The 26,829-nt window shown below is 39.5% G+C and carries 19 protein-coding genes and 1 riboswitch; of the genes, 7 read left to right on the top strand and 12 right to left on the bottom strand.

All coding sequences use genetic code 11. The features are described 5' to 3' along the window. Positions 1–191 precede the first annotated feature (191 nt). Positions 192–287, top strand: a riboswitch (purine riboswitch). Between the two features lie 147 nt (positions 288–434). From NST80_RS03775 to NST80_RS03765, 3 genes are all read left to right on the top strand, one after another. Then, complete coding sequence (locus tag NST80_RS03775) at positions 435–1,016, top strand: xanthine phosphoribosyltransferase (protein ID WP_070578815.1); 582 nt, start codon at positions 435–437, stop codon at positions 1,014–1,016. Beyond that, the gene (locus NST80_RS03770) at positions 1,016–2,284 is read left to right on the top strand and encodes a nucleobase:cation symporter-2 family protein (RefSeq protein WP_070578812.1); all 1,269 of its coding nucleotides are present in this window, start codon (positions 1,016–1,018) and stop codon (positions 2,282–2,284) included. The genes NST80_RS03775 and NST80_RS03770 overlap by 1 nt, the downstream gene beginning before the upstream one ends. 127 nt (positions 2,285–2,411) lie before the next feature. Continuing rightward, positions 2,412–3,761 carry an MATE family efflux transporter gene (locus tag NST80_RS03765; protein ID WP_118171890.1) on the top strand — a complete coding sequence of 450 codons (1,350 nt, stop codon included), beginning with the start codon at positions 2,412–2,414 and terminating at the stop codon, positions 3,759–3,761. An 884-nt stretch (positions 3,762–4,645) separates the two neighbouring features. Here the strand turns inward: NST80_RS03765 and msrB are convergent. The 7 genes from msrB to manA form a co-directional block, all read right to left on the bottom strand. Next, positions 4,646–5,596, bottom strand: a complete 951-nt coding sequence (gene msrB / locus NST80_RS03760) for a peptide-methionine (R)-S-oxide reductase MsrB (RefSeq protein ID WP_049528085.1) — start codon at positions 5,594–5,596, stop codon at positions 4,646–4,648. A gap of 151 nt (positions 5,597–5,747) precedes the next feature. Next, positions 5,748–6,125 (bottom strand): hypothetical protein, encoded by a 378-nt coding sequence (locus NST80_RS03755; RefSeq protein ID WP_049528082.1) that lies wholly within the window; start codon positions 6,123–6,125, stop codon positions 5,748–5,750. Continuing rightward, positions 6,122–6,715: an HNH endonuclease gene (locus NST80_RS03750; RefSeq protein WP_183138175.1), complete on the bottom strand. Its 594-nt coding sequence runs from the start codon at positions 6,713–6,715 to the stop codon at positions 6,122–6,124. The genes NST80_RS03755 and NST80_RS03750 overlap by 4 nt, the downstream gene beginning before the upstream one ends. After that, a complete protein-coding gene (locus NST80_RS03745) occupies positions 6,715–10,134 on the bottom strand; it encodes a DUF87 domain-containing protein (protein WP_183138174.1) in 3,420 nt (1,139 codons plus the stop codon). The genes NST80_RS03750 and NST80_RS03745 overlap by 1 nt, the downstream gene beginning before the upstream one ends. 19 nt (positions 10,135–10,153) lie before the next feature. Next, complete coding sequence (locus NST80_RS03740) at positions 10,154–12,628, bottom strand: dynamin family protein (RefSeq protein ID WP_070849449.1); 2,475 nt, start codon at positions 12,626–12,628, stop codon at positions 10,154–10,156. Positions 12,629–12,787: 159 nt separating this feature from the next. Next, positions 12,788–14,116 (bottom strand): branched-chain amino acid transport system II carrier protein, encoded by a 1,329-nt coding sequence (gene brnQ / locus NST80_RS03735; RefSeq protein ID WP_175060585.1) that lies wholly within the window; start codon positions 14,114–14,116, stop codon positions 12,788–12,790. A gap of 212 nt (positions 14,117–14,328) precedes the next feature. Beyond that, on the bottom strand, positions 14,329–15,270 hold the full coding sequence (gene manA / locus NST80_RS03730; RefSeq protein ID WP_175060584.1) for a mannose-6-phosphate isomerase, class I: 942 nt from the start codon (positions 15,268–15,270) through the stop codon (positions 14,329–14,331). Positions 15,271–15,648: 378 nt separating this feature from the next. On the opposite strand from manA, the gene NST80_RS03725 reads away from it, so the two are divergent. The 3 genes from NST80_RS03725 (at position 15,649) to NST80_RS03715 (ending at position 16,991) form a co-directional block, all read left to right on the top strand. Further along, on the top strand, positions 15,649–16,101 hold the full coding sequence (locus tag NST80_RS03725) for a DUF3290 family protein (RefSeq protein WP_002885310.1): 453 nt from the start codon (positions 15,649–15,651) through the stop codon (positions 16,099–16,101). Continuing rightward, positions 16,098–16,730 carry a DUF421 domain-containing protein gene (locus NST80_RS03720; protein ID WP_002885232.1) on the top strand — a complete coding sequence of 211 codons (633 nt, stop codon included), beginning with the start codon at positions 16,098–16,100 and terminating at the stop codon, positions 16,728–16,730. The genes NST80_RS03725 and NST80_RS03720 overlap by 4 nt, the downstream gene beginning before the upstream one ends. 66 nt (positions 16,731–16,796) lie before the next feature. Then, positions 16,797–16,991 (top strand): CsbD family protein, encoded by a 195-nt coding sequence (locus tag NST80_RS03715; protein ID WP_013990383.1) that lies wholly within the window; start codon positions 16,797–16,799, stop codon positions 16,989–16,991. 66 nt (positions 16,992–17,057) lie between these two features. On the opposite strand, the gene NST80_RS03710 is transcribed toward NST80_RS03715, so the two are convergent. The 3 genes from NST80_RS03710 to NST80_RS03700 form a co-directional block, all read right to left on the bottom strand. Next, positions 17,058–19,703 (bottom strand): carbohydrate-binding domain-containing protein, encoded by a 2,646-nt coding sequence (locus tag NST80_RS03710; protein WP_118171894.1) that lies wholly within the window; start codon positions 19,701–19,703, stop codon positions 17,058–17,060. A gap of 119 nt (positions 19,704–19,822) precedes the next feature. Further along, positions 19,823–20,266, bottom strand: coding sequence for an ASCH domain-containing protein (locus NST80_RS03705; RefSeq protein ID WP_118171895.1), 444 nt, complete (start codon positions 20,264–20,266; stop codon positions 19,823–19,825). Between the two features lie 74 nt (positions 20,267–20,340). Then, positions 20,341–21,726 carry an amino acid permease gene (locus NST80_RS03700; RefSeq protein WP_118171896.1) on the bottom strand — a complete coding sequence of 462 codons (1,386 nt, stop codon included), beginning with the start codon at positions 21,724–21,726 and terminating at the stop codon, positions 20,341–20,343. A 326-nt stretch (positions 21,727–22,052) separates the two neighbouring features. On the opposite strand from NST80_RS03700, the gene NST80_RS03695 reads away from it, so the two are divergent. Then, entirely contained in the window at positions 22,053–25,202 is a 3,150-nt protein-coding gene (locus NST80_RS03695) for a KxYKxGKxW signal peptide domain-containing protein (protein WP_118171897.1), read from the top strand. Positions 25,203–25,364: 162 nt separating this feature from the next. Here the strand turns inward: NST80_RS03695 and NST80_RS03690 are convergent, their stop codons facing one another. Beyond that, positions 25,365–26,129, bottom strand: a complete 765-nt coding sequence (locus NST80_RS03690) for an amino acid ABC transporter ATP-binding protein (RefSeq protein WP_021143941.1) — start codon at positions 26,127–26,129, stop codon at positions 25,365–25,367. 11 nt (positions 26,130–26,140) lie between these two features. Beyond that, complete coding sequence (locus NST80_RS03685) at positions 26,141–26,827, bottom strand: amino acid ABC transporter permease (RefSeq protein WP_014632957.1); 687 nt, start codon at positions 26,825–26,827, stop codon at positions 26,141–26,143. Between the last annotated feature and the right edge of the window lie 2 nt (positions 26,828–26,829).

Here is a 26,829-nt window from a genome sequence, read left to right as displayed (position 1 = left end):
CATTTCCCACTATTATAACAGAAATGCTATAAGAAACGACCATTATCAGCAAATCTTACAATAATGTTAGATTGAATTTTCCAACTTTTAAAATAGTGCGTTTTCATAGGAAAAATCCTTTGAGTCTTCAAAGAAAATATAGTATTATAATAGAGTTGATGTTGGTTTATCATCAACCAACGACAGCTTCATCGAACAATGAGAACATTACTTATTTATGTCACGAATCGGCGTGACGTTTCTACAAGGTGCCGTAACACCTAACAATGAGTAAGTCAGAAAGTCATAAAAAGATTTTACCGTCTTTTTATGATTTTAAAGGCTTGCTTTGCAAGCCTTTTTCTGTTATTCGATGGTTTTGATCTTTGTCAGAGTCTTAATAGAATCTGGGAAAATCAAAATACACTTTAGTTATATTTTTTATAGGAGGTAATATGAAATTACTGGAAGACCGCATTCTCAAAGATGGGAATGTCCTTGGGGAGAACATCCTCAAAGTTGACTCTTTCCTCACTCACCAAGTGGACTTTGACCTCATGCGTGAGATTGGAAAGGTCTTTGCTGCAAAGTTCAAGGATGCAGGCATCACCAAGGTGGTGACTATCGAGGCATCTGGTATTGCTCCAGCCCTCTACGCTGCTGAGGCCTTGGATGTCCCTATGATTTTTGCTAAGAAGGCTAAAAATATCACCATGAATGAAGGGATCCTCACTGCTGAGGTCTACTCCTTCACTAAGCAGGTGACTAGTACTGTCTCTATCGCAAGCAAGTTCCTCACTCCTGAAGATAAGGTCCTCATCGTTGACGACTTCCTAGCTAACGGCCAAGCTGCCAAAGGCTTGATTCAAATCATCGAAGAAGCTGGTGCACACGTCGAAGCGGTTGGTATCGTTATTGAGAAATCTTTCCAAGATGGTCGTGCCCTTCTGGAAGAAGCTGGCTACCCAGTCGTTTCACTTGCTCGTTTGGATCGTTTTGAAAATGGTCAAGTCGTATTTAAGGAGGCAGACATCTAATGCAAAATAAAGAGAAACACTCGCAAGCAGCGGTCCTAGGACTGCAACACCTACTTGCCATGTACTCGGGATCAATCCTGGTGCCAATCATGATTGCTGGAGCCTTGGGGTATTCAGCTCACGAATTAACCTACTTGATTTCAACTGACATTTTCATGTGTGGTGTAGCAACCTTCCTCCAACTTCAACTTAATAAATACTTCGGTATCGGTCTTCCAGTTGTTCTTGGGGTTGCCTTCCAGTCAGTAGCACCACTTATTATGATTGGTGAGAAACACGGTAGCGGTGCTATGTTTGGTGCCCTTATCGTTTCAGGGATTTATGTTATCCTCGTTTCTGGCGTCTTTTCAAAAGTGGCCAATCTCTTCCCTTCTATCGTTACAGGATCAGTCATTACAACTATTGGTTTGACCCTCATCCCTGTTGCAATCGGAAATATGGGGAATAATGCTGATAAGCCTACTGGTCAAAGCCTCTTCCTTGCCGCTATCACCGTTCTTATCATCCTTGTAGTTAATATTTTCACTAAAGGATTTATCAAATCCATCTCAATCTTGATTGGTTTGATTGTCGGTACTGCTATCGCAGCAAGCATGGGCTTGGTTGACTTCTCACCAGTAGCTGCGGCACCTATTGTTCACGTGCCAACGCCATTCTACTTCGGGGTACCTAAGTTTGAGTTGTCATCAATTATTATGATGTGTATTATCGCTACCGTGTCTATGGTTGAATCAACTGGGGTTTACTTGGCCCTCTCTGATATTACCAAAGAACCACTCGATAGCACTCGCCTTCGTAACGGTTACCGCGCTGAAGGTTTGGCTGTTCTCCTTGGTGGACTCTTCAACACCTTCCCATACACTGGTTTTTCACAAAACGTTGGTCTTGTGAAGTTGTCAGGTATCAAGACTCGCTTGCCAATCTACTATGCCGCTGGTTTCCTTGTTCTTCTTGGACTCCTTCCTAAGTTTGGTGCCTTGGCACAAATCATCCCAAGCCCAGTCCTTGGTGGTGCAATGCTTGTCATGTTCGGTTTTGTTTCTATCCAAGGGATGCAAATCTTGGCGCGTGTTGATTTCGCCAATAACGAACACAACTTCTTGATTGCTGCAGTATCAATCGCTGCAGGGGTTGGTCTTAACGGCAGCAACCTCTTCAACAGCCTACCAAATGCTTTCCAAATGTTCTTCTCAAACGGTATCGTGGTCGCAAGCTTGCTTGCCATTGTCCTCAATGCCATTTTGAACCATAACAAAAAAGAAAAATAACACAAGAACACCTGAGTCGCTTGACTTAGGTGTTTTGTCATGCAATTAAACAGATTGAATCCAAGTCATATCTATAGTACAATGAGAATATAAATGTTTGAAAAATTAATTTAGAAAGGAAAACAGAATGCACGAAACACATTCTCTCCGTGAGCGATTTCTTGTTTTCTTCAAGATTTTTGTGCCCATACTGATTTATCAGTTTGCCAACTTCTCAGCAGCCTTTGTGGACACTACCATGACTGGTCAATACGATGCCCTACACTTGGCGGGGGTAGCCATGGCAACGAGTTTATGGAGTCCTTTTTTCACCTTTTTAACAGGTATCGTCTCTGCCCTAGTTCCTATTATCGGACACCATCTAGGAGCAGGTCGCAAGGACCGAGTAGCACCTGATTTCTATCAATTTCTCTATATGGCTTTGGGCCTATCACTTATCCTTTTTGCCCTCGTTTTTCTAGGGGCACCCTTGGTTTTGAATCATTTAGGTTTGGAGCCTTTGGTCAGAAAGGTTGCCCTTGGTTATCTACGCTTTCTAAGTCTTGGGATTATCCCCCTTCTACTCTTTAGTGTGGTTCGCTCCTTCCTTGATGCCCTTGGCCTCACACGCCTTTCCATGTATCTCATGCTTTTGCTCCTACCTCTCAACGGTTTCTTCAATTTCCTCCTCATATATGGCATTGCTGGTCTACCAGAGTTAGGGGGAGCCGGGGCAGGTCTGGGAACTTCAATGGCTTATTGGGCCCTTCTCCTCATTTCCATTTCGGTTATCAGAAAGCATAAAAAGGTTAAGCCCTACCACATTGAAAAGGTCCAACCCCTTGATAAAACAGCTCTACTTGACGCACTTAAACTGGGTCTTCCTATTGGTGGAACGGTCTTTGCGGAGGTCGCTATCTTCTCAGGTGTTGGTTTGGTTATGTCTAAATATCCGTCCCTAGTGATTGCTAGTCACCAGGCGGCCATGAATTTCTCAAATCTCATGTATGCCTTTCCTCTCAGCATTTCCAGTGCTATGGCTATCATTATTTCCTACGAATTTGGGGCTAGACGCATGAATGCCGTCAAGAGCTACAGCAAGCTAGGTCGTCTAACAGCCCTAGGATTTTCTATCTTTACCTTGATTTTCCTCTACTTCTTGCGTTATGATTTGGCTGAACTTTATGGGCATGAGCCTGACTTTTTGAGAATGACGGCCATTTTCATGACCTATAGCCTCTTCTTCCAAGTGGCAGATGTCTTTGCGGCTCCGCTTCAAGGAATCCTGCGTGGCTATAAAGATACCAAGGTACCTTTTTATCTCGGTGTCCTAACATACTGGGGCATCACCCTCCCAGTTGGCTTCCTGCTTGAAAAAGTCACTGGACTTGGTCCCTATAGTTACTGGATTGGCCTGATTACCAGTCTTATCGTCAGTGGTCTCTGTTACCAGTGGCGCTTAAATAGAATCGTCAAACGATACGAATCACAACAGTAACACACCTGAAGCAGTCTTTTCCGACTGCTTTTTCTATGTCCAAATCTCGATAATACAGAAAAAAACCTCCTGCATATTGAAAACAGATAAACTGTTATCAATACACAGAAAGCTTCTTTTGATGAGTGATTAATTAAATTCAGATTTTCCTGACCTATTACCAAACTGGATTCATTAATGAAAACATAGATGTTTAATATTGAAAAAAGTATCACAGAGACCAGCTGGATCAACTAGGGCAACATAAATCATGACTAAACCACATAGAGCTAGGAAATGATAAAGATAAACTACTTTCTCCCCTGTTTTAGGAAGTAAAAGAAAAGACCAGAACCACAAGACACAAATGGCTATTAATATGATTAGTTTATTCATCCATTCCATAATAATCTCCGTCAAAAAGGTTTAGCACAATAAAATAGTCCTTAGGACTATCTGAATGTTATCACAAAATCTAACAAGCGCTGTCATTACTTCTTAAGGAAATATCTTAGTATTCTCTTGCTAGTCTTGTTTTGGTAAGTTAAGACATATAAAATCATATTGGGAGGTTGGGAAGACTCATTATTACGTAAAGTACAATAATGTTTACAGACGCCAAAACCAGCAAAAGCCAAGGAGAAGGACACATTTACACTTGTCAGATTTCTCACTATTATAGTGTACTATTTTTTCTATATAATATGTAAAACAAATAGGATAAAATTGTAAAAAAATGTAATGAAAGGTCACTTTTTTATCCTGAATGGTTAGGTTACATATCATGTTAGATTTAAAAGGCTTTCATCTCACAGCTTCTTTTGTCATGTAAAAAGAGGTTAGAACCAAGGGCACCAACCTCTCTTTTAGCTTTTACTAAGTAATAACTATCTAAAAATGACTAATCAGTCCACTTGATCAAGCAAGTAAGCATAGCCCTCTTTTGCCATGTCAGCTTTAGGAACAAATCGCGTTGCTACACCATTGATACAGTAGCGTAAACCACCCCTATCACTTGGTCCATCTGGGAAAACATGACCTAGATGAGAATCACCCACACGACTACGGACCTCAATACGATCCATATGGTGCGAATGGTCTTCCTTGTAGTTAGCTACCTCTGGACTAATAGGTCTAGAGAAACTTGGCCAACCACAGGCTGAATCAAACTTGTCTTTGGACGAAAAGAGTGGCTCACCAGTCGCCACATCAACATAAATCCCAGGCTCAAACTGATTCCAAAGCGGACTCGTAAAGGCCCGTTCCGTTCCATTCTCCTGAGTCACAGCGTAGGCTTCTGGACTCAAACTTTCCTTAAGCTCCTCTCGATTCGGCTTGTGATAAGCACTAGCATCAATAACAGGACTAGCTGCCTGATTGACATTGATATGACAGTAGCCATTAGGGTTTTTCTTGAGATAATCTTGATGATAATCCTCAGCAGGAATAAAGTGATGTAGGGGCAACAATTCAACCGCCAAAGGCTGACCGTATTGCTCAGTCATTTCTTGGAAAACTTGCTCGATAGTCGATAAATCATTTGCATCCGTGTAGTAAACACCCGTACGGTACTGGCTACCCACATCATTGCCCTGTTTGTTTTTACTCAGAGGATTGATGATACGGAAGAAATGTAGCAGAATCTCACGCAAGGACACCTTGCTAGCATCATAGGTCACCTGAACCGTTTCAGCGTGACCCGTCTGACCGATAAGCTCATAGCGAGTCGTCTCACTACGGCCATTGGCATAACCCGAAACCGCATCAAGCACACCAGGCACGCGAGAAAAATACTCCTCAACACCCCAGAAACAGCCACCAGCAAGATAAATCATATGATTATTTAGATTTGACATTTTTAACACTCCCTTCAATAGATACTCTCATCTCCACGCCTTAAGTGTAACGCTTTTGAGAAGATTTCGCACTTATAGTGACTTGAGGGAGAAAAAATCCCATCACAAGTGTGATAGGATTCAAATAGATGACTTTATTACCTTGATAAATCTACAAATAAACAGATTGACTGGTAATCAATACCTTAGGTAACAACTGGACAACAATTCCTTCATCAGGATTTTCAGAATCATCAAATAGGAATGCTAGTTCTCCAGTTCTCTCAATGTACAATTCACTTAAACTAAATCTCTGTTTACTTTCAATACCAAATTCAGCTATCAACAGGGCTTGAAGCTTTTCTAACTGTTTATCTTTTTCCTCTAAAAACTGAGAATATACCGACTCTTGCTGTTCTGTAATACCATCATTTTCATAATACGCAGAAAAATCAACTGGCACAATTTGAGACTGTGAAAACAAATTTACTTCAAGCTTGGTGTAATACCCAAAATCAAATTCTAATTCACCAAATTTTGACTCTATCATGATTCATTACCTTTCTTCTCAATTAATTCTTTACATTTCGCAATTCCACCTTTATGTGGAATTGCACCGTGGGCATCTATAGGTACTAGATCTAAGGTTTTCATGTCACTTCTTTCATGATAGGTTAGCCTATGTTCTTTTCTATAAGCTTTTGCCTCTTCGGGACTGACTCCCATTTTGATAGCTAATTGTAAATCACCTTGTTTAAAATTTTTATTCCTTTTTTCTGAAAAGTTTTTTATTTTAAAGCTTTCTTTAGCTATAGGTGTAAAATCTGGTTCAAAATTTTTAAAGGTAATTCCATCAATACCATATGGTTGAAATATTTCCTTAATCGTTTTCTGTTCTGGATTAGTTTGTGTATTCTGCGGGACATAGCTTGGATCAGGAATCCATTTCGAATTTCCAGGCTCACCAGTCCAGTTACCATTTGTGCTAGGAATAAATTGCTTTTCAAAATTATTGTCATTTATTTTAAATAGTGATTTTGTAAAATTTTTAATGTCTTGTCCAGACAATTTATCCTTTGGGAGAATACTTTTAAAATTATCGGCAGTATTTTTTACAGCTTCAAGATTTTTTCCTTCCATTAGTATACGCCCCCTTCTTTTGTTTGAACTTCTACAAAACGTTTAAATAGATTTTCGTAAGAGGAATCTCGAAACTGATGTTCTTCAATTACCAATGCCAAGATGATATTAATCGTTTCTTTAGGGTAAGATTCGATAGGTAGTTGGAAGTTATGTACTACAGTGTCAACCCAGTCATGAATATCGTCCTCATCCTTTGATTTCTCGATTGCCCTATTGGCATCTAGCAATTCATACACAAGTTCTCTCAAACTCTTCAAATTAACGTCCCCGCTAGAATCATTGACTTCCATAAGAAGCCTTTTAATCTTTGAGCTGATATTTGAATTTAATATCAATTCACTTACACTAGAATAATCTACATGCTTACCTTTGGTCATCCAATTTGTTACAAGATAATCTAAAATAACCGATTTGACATTGTTGGCTTTGAAACTTTTAGACGTAACACTTTCTACGAATGTATTCTGAAATGTATTAGAATCATGCTCAACTTTTTCAACCTTACATAAAACTGGTTGAATCCATTCATTTTGATAGACTGCTGCAACGCCCTTTGGTAATTTGGCGAGTTCTATGATTTGGTCATCGTTTAGATTAGCTGACTTACCGACTAATTCACGATCTGAAAAATCAGGTAATCGCATGATAATCTTAGTATTAGTATTTCGGATAACTGACAAATCCATTAAACCTGGTGCTTGATCAGCAATAATAAATCCTTCCCCATAGGTGCGCATTTCAGCAATGGCATTTGCCAACATCTCCACACTCTTACCTAGGAGATTAGCTGATTCAGACATTTGTTCTGTTGATGTGCGTTTTAAGAGATTATGCGCTTCTTCAAGCACCGTGATGTGTTTTAATTCTGCATTCATATCCCCATTAGTCATGCGATACTCTTGCAATTTCAATACCAAAATACCCATTAGCAATGATTTAGTCTCAGTGGAACCAACTCTACTGAGATCAACAATGACATTCGTATCAAATAGATGTTCATTTGTGAGTTCATCATTTGAAAAGATAAGTCCATTAATACCGTTTGTCAGAGATTCTATTCGAGTTAGTAAGGCTCCTTTATAAGCACCTTTATTCTCATCATCATATTCACTGGAATCAATAATCGTCTTAATATTATCTGCTATATCATTGAAATTTGGATAAAGTCTACCATAAGGGTTGCTTGATTCAAGAAGATCCCATCCACAATCTTGATAAGATTGTTCTACAGCTTTTTTTAAAACAGCTGGCATAGCCGCATACATCGGCCAACATACATTGAAAATTTCAACTAGTCTATCTAGATGCTCTAAAATATGAATTTCTTTAGGGAAACTAAACGGATTCAACCTCAGCAATGGTGTTAACTGAGGATTCGTTCCATAAACTGAAACATCGTCGTGATTACCAAAGACATGCTTATATTCTCCTTTTGCAGGTTCAACAACTAGGAATTTCAAGCCATTCTTTCTGCCTTCATTAAGGAGTTGATAAATCGTATTACTTTTACCAGATCCCGTACTACCTGTCACAAAAACATGAGAGGCTAAAGAGTTTTGGTTCAGATTTACTGGTACATCTTCCTTATGATACATATGGAAAATATCACCTAAATGAAGCATCTTATCAGTAACATCTTCTTCATCAAATTTAGCAATATTTCGGCCGAATTCTGCACACTCTAATATCGGTAGTCCAGGAATAGATTTTCTTGGGAAGTTCAATGAAAAGGCTAATTCTTGACCAGTAAGAGGTACTGTTGATGTCACGATAGATGGGTAGACACTAAAGGTTGGATCAGCTAATAGCAAATTAGGGTTCAATCCAAATAAAGGGTGACGTAATTCTCTTAGGTATGCTACAATCTCCTCTGCGTCACCACTGCTCTCACCTAAATCCCCTCTCCATAAATTAACCGAAGACTGACTCATAAAGGACTCTTCTCCTTGGGTCAAAGCTAAGTAAGTGTGAGCAACATTATTCGCAATATTTTGATCCTCACTGAGTACATAGGCAGCGAACTCCCACATGCCCATAGCCGTTCCTTTTTCAAAACGTTTCATCTGTTCTTCAAGGACCTTAAGGGCGTGAGAAATATTATGATTGGTAAAGGACTGAGTGATTCCCTCATTCTTACCGACTGTCGCAGTCACATTTGAGGCACGCGCAAAATTAGCACCGATATTAGAACCTAAGTTAACACCACTTGAAGACCCCAAGGTTTGTCCAACCGTTTGTGATAGGGCACGACTAGCAATTTTAGCAAGGGCACGGCTAACAGTTTTTGCAGTCGATTGACCAACAGAATCTGCAGTACTTGTTCCATGATTTTTAGAGTAATGGTAATCAACAGTTGCTCCCACTCCAAATGGCGTCCTCCCTTCAAGACTGCCACCACTAGTATGTGATGATCCTTTATTTGTACCATCTGTATGGGAAGTATTGGTACCATCAGTCTGACCAGACGAATCCGTTTGAGATTGACCACTAGTTTGGGTATCCCCAGCAGATTGGTTAACTGATTGATTCTTACCATGTTGGATACCAGCACTGGCTCCAACATTGACTCCAAAAGTAGCCATGGAAGTCGTTGCATCTGAAGCTGTGAAAGTATAGTTGGTTTGCCATTTTTCATAAGGCGCTAAGGCTGAAAATAGCTCAGATAAACGTAACTTTCTGTTCTCTATATCTTGAATAGGACTTGCTAAAAGGATTAAGGTATAGTTTTCGGATGGTTGTGACGGAATGACGCCATCAATCAATTTTTCGATGGTTTGACTGATAAATTTTTCAGATTTGGCAGTTGGTAAATTAGACACCGTTGCCACTGAATAAGGCTTAGAGTTTGCTAGACAAGGAATCCTACCGATTCCCTTTTCATTCTGGACTGTAGATCCAGGAAAGTTACCTTTAATGGCTTCTAACAATCTCTTACGATAATTTTCGACATTGACATTATCAGAATCATTCTTGGTATTTACTACAGCCAGATAAACTTCTGTATTGGTTTCAGTTCGATTGAAGACGAGAGCAATATTACAGTCCTCGTTAGAAAGTACTTCATAAACATTAACCAGTTTTTCTAAACTATTTTCTTTTTTGTCAATGACCCATTTTGTGATATTGAAATACCTGATATTATATGATTCCTGAAAGTCTGTACCAAATTCTACCTTATTTTCTATAGGAACATAAAGTTCTTTTATTTGTTCCAAATACGAATTGAAAATTTCTACTCCACATGAAGCTAATAAACGATTCGTTAACTCCTCATCGCTAATATTAGGTTGATCAGCCAGATACTTTTCTCTTTGCTCCTCAACTTGTTTGAGTTGCTCAGGGCTCAAAGCTGAAAGTTTCGCAACCTTGTCTGCAGCCTTAGCTCCTGCCTTATTAATAATATTTTTTATTCCCATACGATTCACCTACAAAAAGCTATTTCCAAGTAATCATTTGTTTAATCTGGTTAGTATAATTTTCAATTTGTTGCTGCTGCTCCTCTAAGCTTGCAACTTCATTTCTTGTTCTCTGAATTTTCGTATTCAAAGCACTTAATTCTGGACTAAATTCAATTATATTTTGAACAATTATACTTGTAAGATTTACTAGCCAAATTTTAAAAGCTTTCTCGTGTTCCGAACAAATACTTCCTGCAAATTCTGTCATCTTTGATTTAAATAAATCATTATAGGTCTTCTTAAGGCCAGATGCGTTAACTTTACTTGATTTCAAAGTAAAGTCTCCCAATCTAAATACATAACTAAGTTCTTCTTTACTAAACTTTTCAAGATTTAATTGAGTAAAATCTATCTCTTCATAAGATAAAATCAATTGAGAAAGCTTTTGACGTTTTTCTGGTTCAAGTCCCAAATCACCTGAAATAATACGCTCAAAATGAGATTTTATCTCAGAAGCATGATTAGACCAAAAACTGCTAGAAATACGTTCAAAGTCTATCCTTGAAAAATAAAGTTCTTCTACAAATTTATTTCTAAAATAGTCAACTGTTTGTGCAGAAGCTAGATTCTCTAAATTGATTTTCTTTGTCTTGTTCTCACGTGTAACACCGAAATAGTTACTAACCTCGTTACTGATATTTCCTATTTTTAGATTACTAATATCTATTTGTTGATGCTCAGTTAAATTTAAAGTTGGATTTAATGAGAGTATCTCAGTCTGTATGTCATTGAAACGGTTTAGAACATCATCTTTATTAATTTGTTTCATGAGATCTTCTTGGAAAATCTTCATTTCTTTTGGATACTGAATCAAAAGATCATTTCCCATTGACAACGAAGTGGATTTCAAACTTTCAACAATGACGAGTTTTTGGTCATCAAGATTAGCCTCCAATTCAGCCTCTCTGCTATGTAAATCTGCATTTTTCTCAGTAATTACAGCATTAGTTTTTAACAAAAGTTTATCTAATAAAGCTTTTGCCTGCTGGCACTTATTATAGTGTGAATAGCGGTCAACAAAAGTTTTTATGGTATCTTCAATAGTCAACAAACCACTGTTTGCATAGATGAGGTCTGAGCTTTTTTCAGCAGTTTCTCGAACTGTACTAGACATTTGTCTTGGAAGGATATCGAACTCATACAATTTCTTATAGTATTTCGTTTCAGGATTTGAATATTTTTCTCTATAAGTATCAAATTGCTCAGAGTAAAATTCACCCTCAAGATGACCTTTTAATTTCGCTCCAAGTCCTAAAATTGAAGACACGTAATAAATGCCTTGGGCATATAATTTACTTGGAATGGCTTGTTTCATGATTCTATCTCTAAAAGAATCACTTTTAAGATTAGTCGAGCTTAGATCCGCTGCCTCGGCCTTATTAACCACAATCATGGTGAACCGTTCATCTAAGCCTTCTACTGAAATAAGCTTTTCTTTTAATTTACTGTTATCTGTGCTATCCAAGGAACTACTGTCAGTTACAAAAACTGGTAATCCATTTGACATACCAGCCATGGCATTAGCAAGTACTTCTGAATGTTGACTATTGGTTGATGAATTAGAACCCGGGGTGTCGAATATTGTAATTTTTGAACCTACATCTCCTAAAATACCTTTCGAAAATGGGACAAGTACTTCGATTAAATCTCCAACACCTTGGTCAGCAGAATCATTGATAACTTCTAATACTGCATGTAGCTTTGAAATGATTGAATCAAAAGAAGTATTCAAGATACCATCGACTTTCTTACCAAATGAATCAGTGACATTCAATCCATCATAAAATACTTGATTATCATGGAAAGTGAGAACGACTCTTTCATCTTTATATACAAAAGAGATTTTGGCACGATCTTCATAAGAACTAGCCGTAACTTTATAGATTTTAGCGGTCACAGGAGTCTCAGCGCTTGGGAGTAATTCCTGCCCAATCAAGGCATTGATAAAAGTTGACTTCCCTGCACTATAGGTTCCTAATACACAGATAGGAACTGTATCTCCGGAGGCATCCGAAAAGCGTTTTAACTGTGTTTCAATCTCCTTGTTGCTCTCCCCAATATTCTTTATAATCAGTGGCTCAAGATTTTTAAAAATACGATTAATTTCTGGCAGAACATCGCGTGCGTTCTCTAAATAGCTTGTAGATGATGATAAAATAATATTTGAAAAGCGCTCATCTTTTAATGCTTCTTCTAACTGTTGCTTTTCATCATTTGGCCCCTCAAAAATTAATTCAAGTTTTTCATCTGGAACAGAATACTCATTTTCAATTTCTTTTAAAATATCATATACCTTAAAAGGAAAAAAGCCACGTTGAAAAACGGCTGAAACCAACTTACTATTTGAGTTATTTTCACTATTTATTGTTATCCAACTTTCACTAGATAAGTCGTAGCGACAAAAAGTTACTGTCTTCTCGTAAGGATTACTTACAACTTTAATTTTATTCATAATTACTCCGATTATTTAATAATACAAGTGTATTATATCACAGCAAACGGTTTTCTGTATGCGCTTTCTATAAAATCTAACTATTTTTATTTATCTAATGTTTAACTCATTTTTCACCCCACACAAAAAATCCCATCACATTGTGATAGGATTTTATTTTTATTCCATTTCAAAGCTTTCGCTCTTAATCTTATCTGGTAAGATGAGAGACAAGAGGATGCACAAGATGGCTGGTATCAACCATGGTAAGGAAGCTCCTGACAATGGTAGGAAGTTAATGAGGGCATTCAGTCCTGCAAGCTTGAACTGGCTGCCAAGCACGCTAAGCAAGGCAATCAGCGTTACTACCGCAACTGTAACCTGCATACCAGGTTTAGACAAGGCCACGAACTTGTTGGCAATCACAATCATGACAATCGTAATCGTGATTGGGTAGAGAATCAAAAGCACTGGCACTGAGAAAGCAATGATATTGTTAAGTCCCAAGTTGGCAATCGCAAACCCAATCAAGGTAAAGAGAATGGCGTAAGCCTTGTAGGATACTTTCGGAAATGCCTTGTGGAAGAATTCTCCTGTCGCAACGATAAGTCCTGCAGTTGTTGTGAAACAAGTCACTGTCACCATGATAGCTAGGAAAATCTGAGCAGCTGGTCCAAAGATAGCTTGTGTGGCTTGTGACAAGACGCTAGCACCAATATTGGCATCTTTTGGTAGGCCTGCCACTTGGAGTGGGAAATGATTGCCCAAAAAGGCTAGTCCCAAATACAAAGCACCAAAGAGAAGCGTCACTACAAAACCAACGACCCAAATGGTAGAGATATACTCTTTCTTAGATTTAAAGCCTAGTTGGTTGAGAGTGACTACTGCCACTACACTGAAGGCCACAGAAGCTAAGGCATCCAAGGTGTTGTAGCCTTCCAAGAATCCCTTACCAAATGCAGAAGCTTGATAAGCTTGGCTAGCTACCTGAGGACTGTGAGCACCGTATTTAAGTGCTCCTGCCACAATAACCATAACAATCATAATAGCAAAGACAGGTGTTAAGATACGTCCAATACTATCTAGAATTTTAGATGGGTTCATGGCAATCCAAAGTGCTAAAGCAAAGTAGATTACGGTAAAGACAAAGAGCCAAAGGCTGGTATGTCCACTGCCAATCAAAGGCGAGAAGCCAATCGAAAAGGCTGCTGCTGCCGTTCTAGGAATGGCAAAGAAAGGACCAATAGACAGATAAAGGACTGCCAAATAGACTAGGGCAAACTTAGGCGAGATTTTTTGTGAAATCTCATGAATGTACCCCTTAGGATTTAGGGTCCCAATCACCAGCGTTAGGATGGCAATACCAATACCTGATAGGACAAACCCTGCAATCGCAGGCCAAAAATGACCTCCAGATTCAAAGCCTAGCTGAGGCGGAAAGGTCAGATTTCCGGCTCCAAAGAACATACCAAACAACAATAAAGCTGTAAGGCCTCCTTTTTTTAACATAAGTTTCTCCGATCTAAGACAAACAAGATATCATCTCAAAAAAGATAACTTGTTTATTACTATTTTAGTCAACTTACTTAGTATGACATGATTAGTTTGGAACTTCAAGCTATTCAGACTTATTAGGAAAGGTTTTTAAAATTGCAAATTTTCTGTATCATTGTACGAAAAAACTAGACAAGATTCTTATCTCGTCTAGTTTGATAGTTTAATTAAGGATGACTAACAATCAGTTCAAGATTTCCCTTGATTTCCCAGGCTTGGACATCGCTTGGTAGAATGAAGTGGCTACCTTTGGCAATGTCATAATTTTGTCCGTCTACATGAAGACTTCCTTGACCGTCAAGTACACTAAACAAACTGTAGTCTGCAGTCTTTTCAAAATCAGCCTTACCTGAGATTTCCCATTTATAAACGGCGAAGAAATCATTAGCCACTAAAAGCGTAGATTTGAGATCATCTACTTTTGTTGTGACTGGGCGACTGTTAGCCGGCTCACCAATATTTAGGACATCGATAGATTTTTCCAGATGGAGCTCACGCAGGTTGCCCTGGTCATCCTTACGGTCAAAGTCATACACACGGTAGGTTGTGTCACTTGACTGTTGGGTTTCAAGAACTAAGATTCCTGCACCAATGGCATGCATGGTACCACTTGGGACATAGAAGAAATCGCCTGCTTTAACTGGAACCTTGGTCAAAAGATTTTCCCAATCCTTACTTTCAATTTGCTGGCGCAATTCTTCTTTTGATTTGGCATTGTGACCATAAATGATTTCAGCACCTGGTTCAGCATCAATGATATACCAGCACTCTGTTTTACCAAGTTCGCCTTCATGCTCAAGTCCGTAAGCATCATCTGGATGGACTTGAACACTAAGCCAATCATTGGCATCCAAAATCTTCGTCAAAAGAGGAAAGACAGGTTCCTGACGATTGCCGAACAACTCACGGTGCTCAGCATATAGAACATCTAAAGTTTGACCGGCATAGCGACCATTTTTAATAGTAGAAACACCATTTGGGTGAGCTGAGATAGCCCAGTACTCTCCAACATGGTCGCTAGGAATATCGTAGCCAAAGACATCACGCAAATGCGTGCCGCCCCAAATCTTCTCCTGCATGACAGATTGTAAAAATAATGGTTCAGACATAATTACTCCTTTTTCTAGGAACGAGAGGCCAAAAAGTCTCTAGGAATATTTAGAATAGTGACCTTAACATAATAGATTCTCAGATAGAGGTACTCTATAGGCGTAACTCTATCATATTTAAGTCAATAATCTTCTTATTTACCAAAAGTTTAGGCAAGTTCTTATGATTGTTTACCTCAATTATAAGCATAATTTGTGAAAAATTCAACAAACTTATAGAGAAAAGAACAGAATTAGCAGGCCAACTTTCCAGATCACTAACCTTAATAGAACACCTAAAAAAATATGTCCAGTTAAACGTTTTCCTAAATTCATCTATTTGAATTACACAAATTTTTAACCTATAATGTTATTGATATTATGAAAGGAAATCTCTCAATGAAATTCTATTCCTATGACTATGTGCTAAGTCAGATTAGCCAACAAAACTGGGTTATGGTTGCCATTACTGCAGGACTTATTTTAGTGACCGGTGTATTTGCTTTTAAAGCCTTCAAAGAACGCCATGATACTAAGTTTCGTGAACTCTCTATTATTTCTATTTTAACCTTAGTTGCCGTGGTTCTAATTGCTATCAGTAATTTCCAAAGCAATCAATCTAACAACGACCAATTTAGAGCATCTCTTCACTTTATCGAGGTTGTGTCTAAAAATCTTGACGTTGATAAGAGCAAGGTTTATGTCAATACTTCTACTACTACAGATGGCGCTATCCTCAAAGTTGGAAACAAGTACTATCGTGCCATCTCAGGTTCAGAACCTGACAGCTACTTGCTAGAACAAATAAAACTTTACAAGTCTGATGTTGAACTCGTGGAGGTTAAAAAATGACATCTTTTTATCTTACTGTTGCAATTAAACTAGCTTTGGGGCTTATTTCACTCGTCTTTGTTATCAATTTAACAGGTAAAGGAAACCTAGCACCTAGCTCAGCTACTGACCAAGTACAGAACTTTGTTCTTGGTGCAATCCTCGGTGGTACAATTTATAGTAGTACCGTTTCAATCCTCCAATATATCGTGATTTTGATTATTTGGACGATTTTGATTTTACTTCTAAAATGGCTAATTACCAATATTCTCTTTATCAAACATTTGATTGACGGTAAACCAACTGTCATCATCAAACATGGTCAACTAGATCCTGAAGCTTGTCGCTCTAAAGGACTTTCAGCCTCTGATGTCGCTTTAAAATTACGTTCCCAAGGAATTTTTCAACTTAAAGAGGTTAAACGTGCAGTTATTGAACAGAACGGCCAATTGATTGTGGTTCGTGCGGGTGATGAAAATCCGAAATACCCAATCGTTACTGATGGGGTCATTCAAACAGAAATTCTTGATACTATTGGTAAAACGGAGGATTGGTTAAATGAAGAGCTTCAAAAAATGGGATATGACAACATTTCAGATATCTTCATCGCTGAATATGATAAAGGAAAGATTAATGTTGTCACTTATTAAACAAAATACTTGCATTACCGTTTAATATTGTCTACAATGGTCTCATCATAAAAAGGAGGTTCTATCATGGGAATCGAAGATAAATTGAATCAAGCTAAAGGTGCTCTTAAAGAGGGTGCTGGTAAACTGACTGGCGACAAAAAGACTGAAATTGAAGGTGCTGTTGAAAAAGTTGTAGCAAAAGCAAAAGACGGTCTCGAAGATGTTAAAGAAGGCATTGAAGGTGCTGTTGAAGGCCTTAAAAATAGCTTTAAAAAATAAGACAAAAAAGAAGTTTTCAAGCCATTTGGCAAGAGAACTTCTTTTTATATGTTTTCTAAACTGAAATTACTTACGAGAATGCTTGCTTCCTTTAAGTGCAAATGATGTTGTCATAAGTACAGCTCCTAATGCACCTAATCCCAAGCTACTCACATCACCAGTATCTGGTAACGTTGATTGGTTTGCTTGGCTACTTTGTGAACTTTTAGCAGACTGATTAGCCTTAGAGCTTGTATGTTGTTTCTGAGCAAAATTAGTTTGTACAACTGAGCTAACATTTTCCTTTTGACTTAAGACTGACTGACCTTTTGATGCTTCAGAAGTTTGATTTTGAGTAGGAATCTTATTCAACTTCTCAGCAGTCTCTTGATTTTGTTGTTGGGTGCTACTTGTCTTATCTGTCCTTGCCTGTGCGGGCTGTACTTCTGCTGACTGATTTGCAACTGTTGTTTGTGATTCAAGAGACGACACTTTAGGGATTGTAGTTTTTGAAGTTGACGTGTTTTGACTTGACAAGGCTGTGTTTGTCGCTGTCAGTGCTGAAGCATTGGTAGCTGGTTGACTAGCACTATTGCCTGTCGTAATGCTAGTATTTGTAGAGCTTGAACTACTTGTTTGACTAGCAAAGTTTGGTGGGGTAGGACGTCCTGTATTAGACGTTTGACTTGTTGAGCTCGTGCTACTTGTGCTTGTCGTATTCTCAAAACTTGTCGAAGTAGATTGGCCCCATGGTGTGTTAATACTACCAGTATTGGTAGAGCTTCCGCCATAGCTAGTCGGTCCCCCATAGCCTCCGAAATTATCAGACATTGAGGTATTGTCAAAGCTTCCACCTGGGAAGCCACCAATTCCACCTGCACCAGGACCGTTGTTTGTGCCTTCTTCAGTAGCTGTTGCAGTGGCACTTGACCCACTTGAGGTCGTGATGGTATAGGTTTCACCCGAAGTTAGACTCTCGGTACTAAAGACCACATTTCCAAATGAAGACGTCGCTGTCGTTGTGGCAATAACATTTCCAGAACTATCAGTGACTGTGATAGTGTCTCCTGCACTACCTGAAATGTTAGCCATGATATAAGATTGGCTTGAACCTGTTGTAAAGGCCTGAGCCATTCCTTGGTTACCAATGGCCCAAACGGTACCGCCCGAGATAATGCCTGTTCCATCGTAGTCGATAGCGGCATTATCAGCACTTGTCTGAGCGACATAGAGAGAACCACTTTTAACAGTCACATTCCCGTTACTGTCGATACCGTCACCGTCTGCTACGATTGTAACCGTTGCACCGTCAATATTGATGGCAACTTCATTTTCCAAATCAGAAGTCGAGTTGGTTAGGCTTGAAGTATCAGCACTGTCCTTGGTCGTCCACTCAGTGGCGTTAATACCGTCATCTCCAGCAGTGATGTCAACGGTTCCACCTGTCAAATTGATATAACGTCCTTCAAGGCCTTCGTCACCTGCCACGACCGTTACTTTAGAATTACCCTCAACAGTTAATTCATCCGTAACTGTGATACCTTTATCAGTCGCATTAATGGTTACCGTTGAGTCAGTAATTGTCAAATCACCACTATTCACATCTGTTTCGTCTTCGACTTGAATACCATCATCAGTTGCTGTGATGTTAACTGTGGCATTTTTAATGGTTACAGCTGTCGTCGCATTGATGCCATCCTTGGCCTCAGAAGTCAAATCAAGCGTTACAGAGTCAACCGTTACACTATCAGCTTTAATGGCGTGTTTTTCAGTACTTGAAAGGGTAAGGGTGCTTCCAGTACCACTCGTGATTGTTAAGGCACCAGCGGCTTCAATCGCATTAGCAGACGTCGAAGAAATAGAACTGTCTGAAAGGACATTAACAGTCAATTCTGCTGAAGAATTGGAAGTAATAGACGAATCCGTTAAGGTCACACCATCCAAGTAGATTGTAACTGGATCTGTCACGCTACCTGACACAATAATGGTATAGCTTGAACCATTTCCGGTCAAAGTGTATGATCCTGCTTGATTGATGGTAATTGTCGTTCCATCAACTGTGACAGTATCGCTATCACTTGTTACCACGGTTGTTCCATTGAAAGTAATCGTTGTCGTTGAGCTTTCTGAATCACTATCTTCAGACTCAGTTGTCGTCGTTTCAGTAGCTGAATCTGAGGCGCTGTTGGTTAACACTGAAGCTGTTTCAGATGCAGTGGCTTCAGTGGTGCTTGAGCTTGTATTAGAGCTAGTGTTTTCGTCTGCATTGTTCGTTTCAGATGCTGAGGTTTCACTAGTTGTGCTTTCAGCAGTTTCAGAAGAACTTGCTTCTGGAGTTGCGGAAGTACTTGAATCATCAGATGTTTCACTGCTTGTTGATGTAGCAGTCGTGTCCTCTGTCGTACTTGTTGTACTTATTGTTGACGAATCAGTGTCTGAAGTTGAAGCCGCAGTTGAAGTACTTGTAGCCGATTCTGTGCTTGTTTCAGTAGTTTCTGATGTATTGTCGGTCTGAACACTTTCTTCAATCAAATCGGCAGTGGTTTCACCCGTCGTAACCGTTGAGAGTGTTGATTCGGTGTTAGTCTCATCGGCTGAAGCCTTATTTTCATTTAAGACGACCGAGCTACCAAAAATTAAGCTCGCTACTAGTACTGAACCCGCTGTTTTCCATTTTGATGATTTTTTAATGGCGTAACGTTCTTGTGTTTGTTTCGTATCTTTGTATGTCATATGTTAGACCTCTTTCTTACTTTTGAGATGCCTCTATTAAACACAAGAAACCTAAGACAAGACTTAAAGAAAGGTTAATCTTTCCTTAAAGTAAAAAGTCCCCAAGATATTGGGAACTTTCAATCTATAGGATAAACTACTCTAAATTCTTCCAACACAACTAGACTGTCCTGACTAAAATGTAGTCCAACCTCATGCAACCATTTGCTAAAGAGGTTTTCATGAAGCTTTTGCCAGTAAGCTAGGGTTCGATCTCCTTCACCTTCCTTGTAGGCATGGTCTTTAGAAACCTCTTTAAATGGGATGACCTCAACTTTAGTCGTTTCAATAATACAGATAGCATTCTCCTTACTATCAAGAATGACTCTCAGTTCATTTTCCTTGGGCAATGGTTCATTCCCCACTGCATACAAGTCAAAAGCTGAACTGGTTGCTGTCTTTTGCCCCATCAATACGAGTTCTGCCAAATAATCTGCTTCCACGCCAAAGGCCCAGGCATCAATCTTATCTCCGATTGTCTGATTTAAAATCTTATAGGCTTGCCACATCTGGTCTGATTTCATCAATCTACTCCTGCTTTTACTTTCCTTCCATTATATCAAAAAATGATAGGCCAGATGGCACTATCATTTTCATCTTAATACTTAGAATGTTTGTAACCGTAAAAGGCATAAATCACTGAACCGATTAGCACAGCCAAACCAAAGGCTAACCATGTCTGCCAACTGTACTGACTCATAAATGAGAGGCAGACGATAATTGAGATAATTGGTAAGACCGGAACAAATGGAACCTTGAACTCGTCCTTCTGTGGCAAGCCCTTGTCCTTACGAAGAATAATGAGGGCAATAGCCAAGAGGACCAAGTAAGCCAAGGTCGCAATGTTAACCAAGGATGCCATGTTGGCCAAGGAGAAGATACCTGCCGAGATAGCTGACAATACGCCTGTCAAAAGTGTCGCATGATGTGGAACCTTATTAGTCTTTGAAACCTCTTGGAAGGTTTGAGGAAGGAAACCATCACGCGCCAGGCTATAAACCATACGGCTAAGGGCGTAGGCCATTGAAATACATACCGTAATCAAGGTCATAATTGCAACGACAGAGACGTAGTTGGCTGCCCAAGAAATCCCAATATAGCGAAGAGCATAAGCCACGGCATCATCAACATTCAACTTGGTATAGTGAACCACTCCTGTCAAGACGAGAGAAACCACTGCATAAAGTGAAGCCACAATAATCAAGGCAAGAACGATACCTCGAGGAACGTTCTTTTGCGGCTCTTTAATCTCGTCTACGGTCATAGAGATAGACTCAAAACCAAGGAATCCAAAGAACATGAGGGAGGCACCTGCCATAATCCCAGTTTTTCCTCCATAAATCTGACCAAAGCCAAATGGTGCAAAATCTGCCCAGTTGCTAGGATTCAAATGGAAGAGGCCCACTAAGATAAAGACCGCCAAGGCTGAAAACTTGAGCACTACCAAGAGGGAGTTCAAACGTAAAGCCTGCTTAGAATTCATGAGAAGAAGAGCCGTCACCAAGACCAAGACCAAGACTGGCAAAAGATCAATGTAAGTACCTTGACTGGGATTGAAAGGTCCACTGATGGCTTGAGGCAACTTAAGACCAAAGCTAGCCAGTAGCCCCTTGAGGTAGGCACCCCAACCAGAGGCTACACTGGATACGGCATTCATAAAGACAATCATGGTCAACCAGCCACCCATCCAGGCAGGATACTCCCCCCAGACAGCATAGAGGTAACCATAGACACCACCGGCTGATGGGTAACGTGAGGCAAACTCAGCAAAGAAAATCGCTGACATCCCAACACACACGGCTGAAATCAAGACCGAAATAATCAGGGCAGGGCCAGCCAGAGTCGATGCCGCGGTACCAGTAATCGTAAAGATTCCTGTACCAACCATGGCACCGATTCCCAGAAGGACCACATCCCTAAGGGTCAAATGTCGTTTCATCTCAGTCTGAGCGAGACCGACATCCTTTTTACGAAAAATACTCATTTTTATACTCCATTTTTTGCGAAATACCGAACCATTATACCATATTTCTTGGTCTAAATGGTCTTTTTTCTGTATTTTTATACTTTTATTGGTGAATGCTATGCCAAAAATAGGGACTCCTAATGCTTACTTTTTAATTTTACATACATCTCGATTAAAAGGAGCTTGCTAAAGTGGTCCTTTAGCATTCTTTTTTGTTTCTCAAATCCTTATCTGGAAAGAATTTTCAATTTTTAGAAAAAAACATGAAAATCTTATGAATGCGTTTGATTCTTCTAATGAAAGATGTTAGAATGGGGTCATTAAAAAGGAAAAGGGGAACTTTTATGGAAAATAAAGTTCATTTTAAACTTCATAAAGTGAAAAAACAATGGGTTACCATTGCCGTGTCTGGTTTGGCACTTGGTGCCTCATTGATTGGAGTTGGTGTCTCTGCCGACGAACAAGCTACAAATCAAGTTACCTCAGCTAGCACACCTGAAAGCGTCAGCCAGGATCCTGATTTTGTCGTCACAGAAACAACTGTAGCTACGACAAAAGCTGATCAAGGCGCAACCAATAAGGCAACTGATACAACTGCTACTGTCACAACTGATAAGCAGCCAGTCCTTAAAGAAGACCAAGCAAGTAGCACTTACAATTTGTCTAGTGGCGAAACGAGAACTGCTACTTCAACTTCAGAAACAGCTAGTACAGTCACTGAAGTAAACAGTCAAGCACCTGAATCTGTTGAAGCTACTGTCGTTTCTGGCGGTCAATTCAAGAGCGATGCTGAGGGCAACTGGTACTACCTTAAAGACGGGAAAAATCTGACAGGTGCCCAAAACGTTGACAATTTCGACCTTTATTTCCACGAGGATGGCAAGCAAGCCAAGGGTGAGATTATCACAGAAAATGGACAATCTTTCTACTATGACAAAGCCAATGGACGTAAGGTAACCAATACCTCTATCAACATCGATGGTCAAGCCTACAATGCTGATGCCCAAGGTCGTTTGACAGCAGTTCTCCCTGAAACGAACAAACGTAACCAGTTTATTGAAGACAACAACCACAACTGGTATTACCTCGGCAAAGATGGGAAACCCGTCACTGGTGCTCAGAACATCGATGGCTTTAACCTCTACTTCCACGAAGATGGTCGACAAGCTAAAAACGAAATCGTCACTATTAATGGTGATAGCTACTATTTCGATAAAGACAATGGACGTCGTGTAACAGGTCGCCAATATCTTGATTATGCAAACCATAAATACTTTGGTTATTACTACTTTGACAAAGATGGCAAGATGGTAAAAGATGACTTCATCACTGAGAATGGCAATCTTTACTACTTTGATGCTACTGGTAATCAACCTGATTCTGTCTTTGTCTCAGATAAGTCGGGCAACTGGTACTACTTCGACAATTACAAGGCAACTAAAGGCTTCTCAGCCCCATTTGGTTTCCGCACCGAATTCCTAGACCGTAGCCAAGCTGACTACAAGACAAGCGTTCAAAACCTGAACGGACAACAGTATTACTTTGATCCTAAGACTGGTATCATGGTAACCAATCGCTATGTTTCTGACGACAAGGGGAATTGGTATTACTTTGGTAAAGACGGTAAAGCGCTTCATGGCTTTCAAACGGTAGATGGTAGCCTTCACTACTTCAATGATAGTGGTCAACAAGTCAAAGGGGACTTCCTTTACTACGATAACGATATCTACTATTTCGACAAAGACAATGGAAATCCAGTAACCAACCAATTCGTTAATAGAGATAACTCTTGGTACTACTTCGGAGCTGATGGTAAAGCCGTATCTGGTTTCCAAACCATTAACGGACAGAACCTTTATTTCCACGAATATGGTGTCCAAGCCAAGGGACAACTGGTTACTATTGACGGCAAAACCTACTACTTCGATCCAAATACAGGTGACAAGTGGGTTAATCGCTCACTTACCTTAAACGGTACGGTCTATAACTTTGATAGCAATGGTGTGGCGACTCTTAAAACTGCTCAAACCTCAAATCGAAACCAATTTGTTCAAGGTAGCGATCAAGAATGGTACTACTATGATGCTAATGGTAAAAAGGTCACTGGTTTACAAACTATTAACAAGGACCTCTACTACTTTAACGATAAGGGCCAACAAGTCCGAGGTGCTTTCTTCACCATAGGTGATAAACACTACTTCGCCAACAAAGACACTGGTGCTGTCCTTCGCAACGCCTTTTATCATGATACATCCACTGACCATTACGGTGACTTCTCTGAAACAATCTACTACGCAGGAAGTGATGGTGCCTTCAAGACAGGTTGGTTTGAAGTTGATGGCGACCGTTACTACGGTAGCGACTATTCTGATAATGATACCTCTAAAGGAAGTCTCTACACAGGAGTTGTCAACTCTCAGCTCTTTAGCCCAGATGGAAAACTCTTGACAAACGGTCTCTATCCTGAGTTCAAGCGTACTGGTGAAAATGATTATGAACTTAAAGACGTCTATATCACAGATACTGATGGTAAAATCAAAGAAGGTCCTTATCAATATGATGGTAAGATTCTTGGATCTAAATATAGCAGTGTCCGACAATCACATTGGTCAACTATTGACCAATGGGACATTCTTAATGGGCACCTCTACCATTTCGACTCAACACCAATGACCTTCACAGCACCAAATGGCCAAAAAGTGACCACAAACGTGGCCATTGCAACAACTAACAAGGCCCTTACTTATCGCGGTGTAACCTTTAATTTTGATGCCAAGGGTATTGATGCGGCAAAAGAAAAAGCCATCCACTTTGACCAATTGCAGACGGATCGTAGCGGCACAAGTTATCTCTATGAAAATGGTCAGAAAGTCACTGGCTTGAAGACCTTTGATGGCGTCACTTACTATTTCTATGAAGATGGCCGTCAAGCCAAAGGCACAGAGGTCACAATCAATGGTAAAACATACCAATTTGACCAATTGACTGGTATCATGACACGTAACGCCTTTTCAAAATCATACAACTACGAAGGTTCTCCACGCTTCCCATACTACCCAACACGCTACTATGGCAACGACGGAGCTGCTCTGACAGGTTGGCAAACCATCGATGGCAAGGACTACTTCTTCCGAGATAGCGGAAACCTTGAAACAGGACGTTTTGTCATCGGAGACAGAGCCTATAATGCTGATGACAATGGTGTAGTTGCTGACCGCAAGGGTGAACCAGCTTATCGCAATCGCATTGTCTACGATAAGGGCGATAACTACTATTACAATGACAAAGGTGAGAAAGTTACCGGCTTCCAAGAAGTTGATGGCAAGGTCCTCTACTTCGACGCTGAAGGCAAACAAGTCCTAGGACGCTTTGTCACAGTCGATAACTACACCTACTATTTGGACCCTAAAACAGGTGAAAAATACACTAACCGCTCTGTCCTCATCGATGGTAAACTCTATACCTTCGACAAAGACGGACATGTCGTGTCATAAGATGAGATGAAACCGAGACGAAAGTCTTGGTTTTTTGTTGAAGTTAAGGACCATATAAACTAACATTACATATAGGAAACATAAAATAGGCTGAGAAATAACCTCAGCCTATTTTATTTATACAAGAATTATATACTCTAATTACAACTTATTAATGATGGATCAAATCATATATTCCAAATCATAACTAGCATCAGAAAGAATACGTGCCAAAAATTGTTGTGTACGTTTTTCTTTTGGTCTGTAAAAAATGTCTTTTGGACTCCCCTCTTCGATGACATGACCACCATCCATGAAAACGACATGATTAGCTACATCTCGTGCAAACCCCATTTCATGAGTCACAACTACCATTGTCGTTCCTTCATGAGCAAGTTGTTTCATGACATCCAGAACATCCCCAACTAGTTCTGGATCAAGGGCTGATGTTGGTTCATCTAACAAGATAACTTCTGGTTTAACTGCTATAGCCCTGGCTAAACCAATACGTTGTTGCTGTCCTCCTGAAAGTTGTGATGGGTAGTAATCTTTAAAATCCAGAAGACCAACTTTTTTAAGTGCTTCTTCAGCAATCTCTTGCGCTTCACTTTTAGGAACTTTCCTAGCAATCACTAAACCTTCCAAGATATTCTCAATGGCAGTCTTGTTTGCAAATAAATTGTAATGTTGAAATACAAAAGCTGTCTTCTTTCGGATATCTAAAATATCTTTCTTTGATAACTTATCCAAAGAGTAGTCCTTACCCGAAATTGTTAATTGACCTCCATCAGCTTTCTCCAAATGATTAAGGCAACGTAAGAAAGTTGTTTTTCCTGAACCTGATGGTCCCAAGATGACAACCACATCTCCCTGTTTCACTTGTAGATTGACATCAACAAGAACCTGACGATCTCCAAATGTTTTTGATATATGTTTAGCTTCTAGCATAGTGACTCCCTCTATGTAAATTGCAATTTTCTTTCTCCAACGTTAAAGAGAACTTGAATGATACCACAAATGATTAAATATAAAATGAAGATGACAAAATAAGATTCAAAATATTGATATCCATATGCTGCTTCGACTCGTGCAATTGCGGTAATATCTTTTATCGTCATAACAAAGACAAGTGACGTTCCTTTTACAATATTGATAACTAAGTTACACAAATTTGGAAGAGCAGCCTTAAGTGCCTGTGGAAAAACGATTCTCAGATAGGCTTGTCTTGTTGTTAAGCCTATAGCTTGTGCAGCTTCTAGTTGACCTTTATCAACAGTTAGTAATGCTGATCGAATGATTTCCGATAAGCTTCCTGTCGTCATCAAGCTATAGATAATAAAGGCATAGTAAAGCGGGTTAACTTTGAAGACATCTATGTGACTCCCAATTCCTTTAAAAAACTGATTTAACAAACTAGGGAACAAACTATAAAAGAATAAAATTAAAAGAATTGGAGGTGTTGCACGAATAAACGCAAGATAAACAATTGAAAAAGTCTTAACACCCCGTACCTTATAAATTTGACCCAAAGCGAGAAATAAAGCAGGTAGAAAACTCAATAGAATAGCCACAATCATGATTCCCAGTGTTACCGGAACACCATAGAAAGCCTTGATAAAGGTATCTATAATAAAAGTAATATTCATTT

Source organism: Streptococcus sp. FSL K6-1323 (assembly GCF_038630745.1).
Lineage (GTDB): Bacteria > Bacillota > Bacilli > Lactobacillales > Streptococcaceae > Streptococcus > Streptococcus salivarius_D.
Note: the sequence above shows the minus strand (reverse complement) of the source record. Positions and strands in the feature narration are given on the sequence as shown.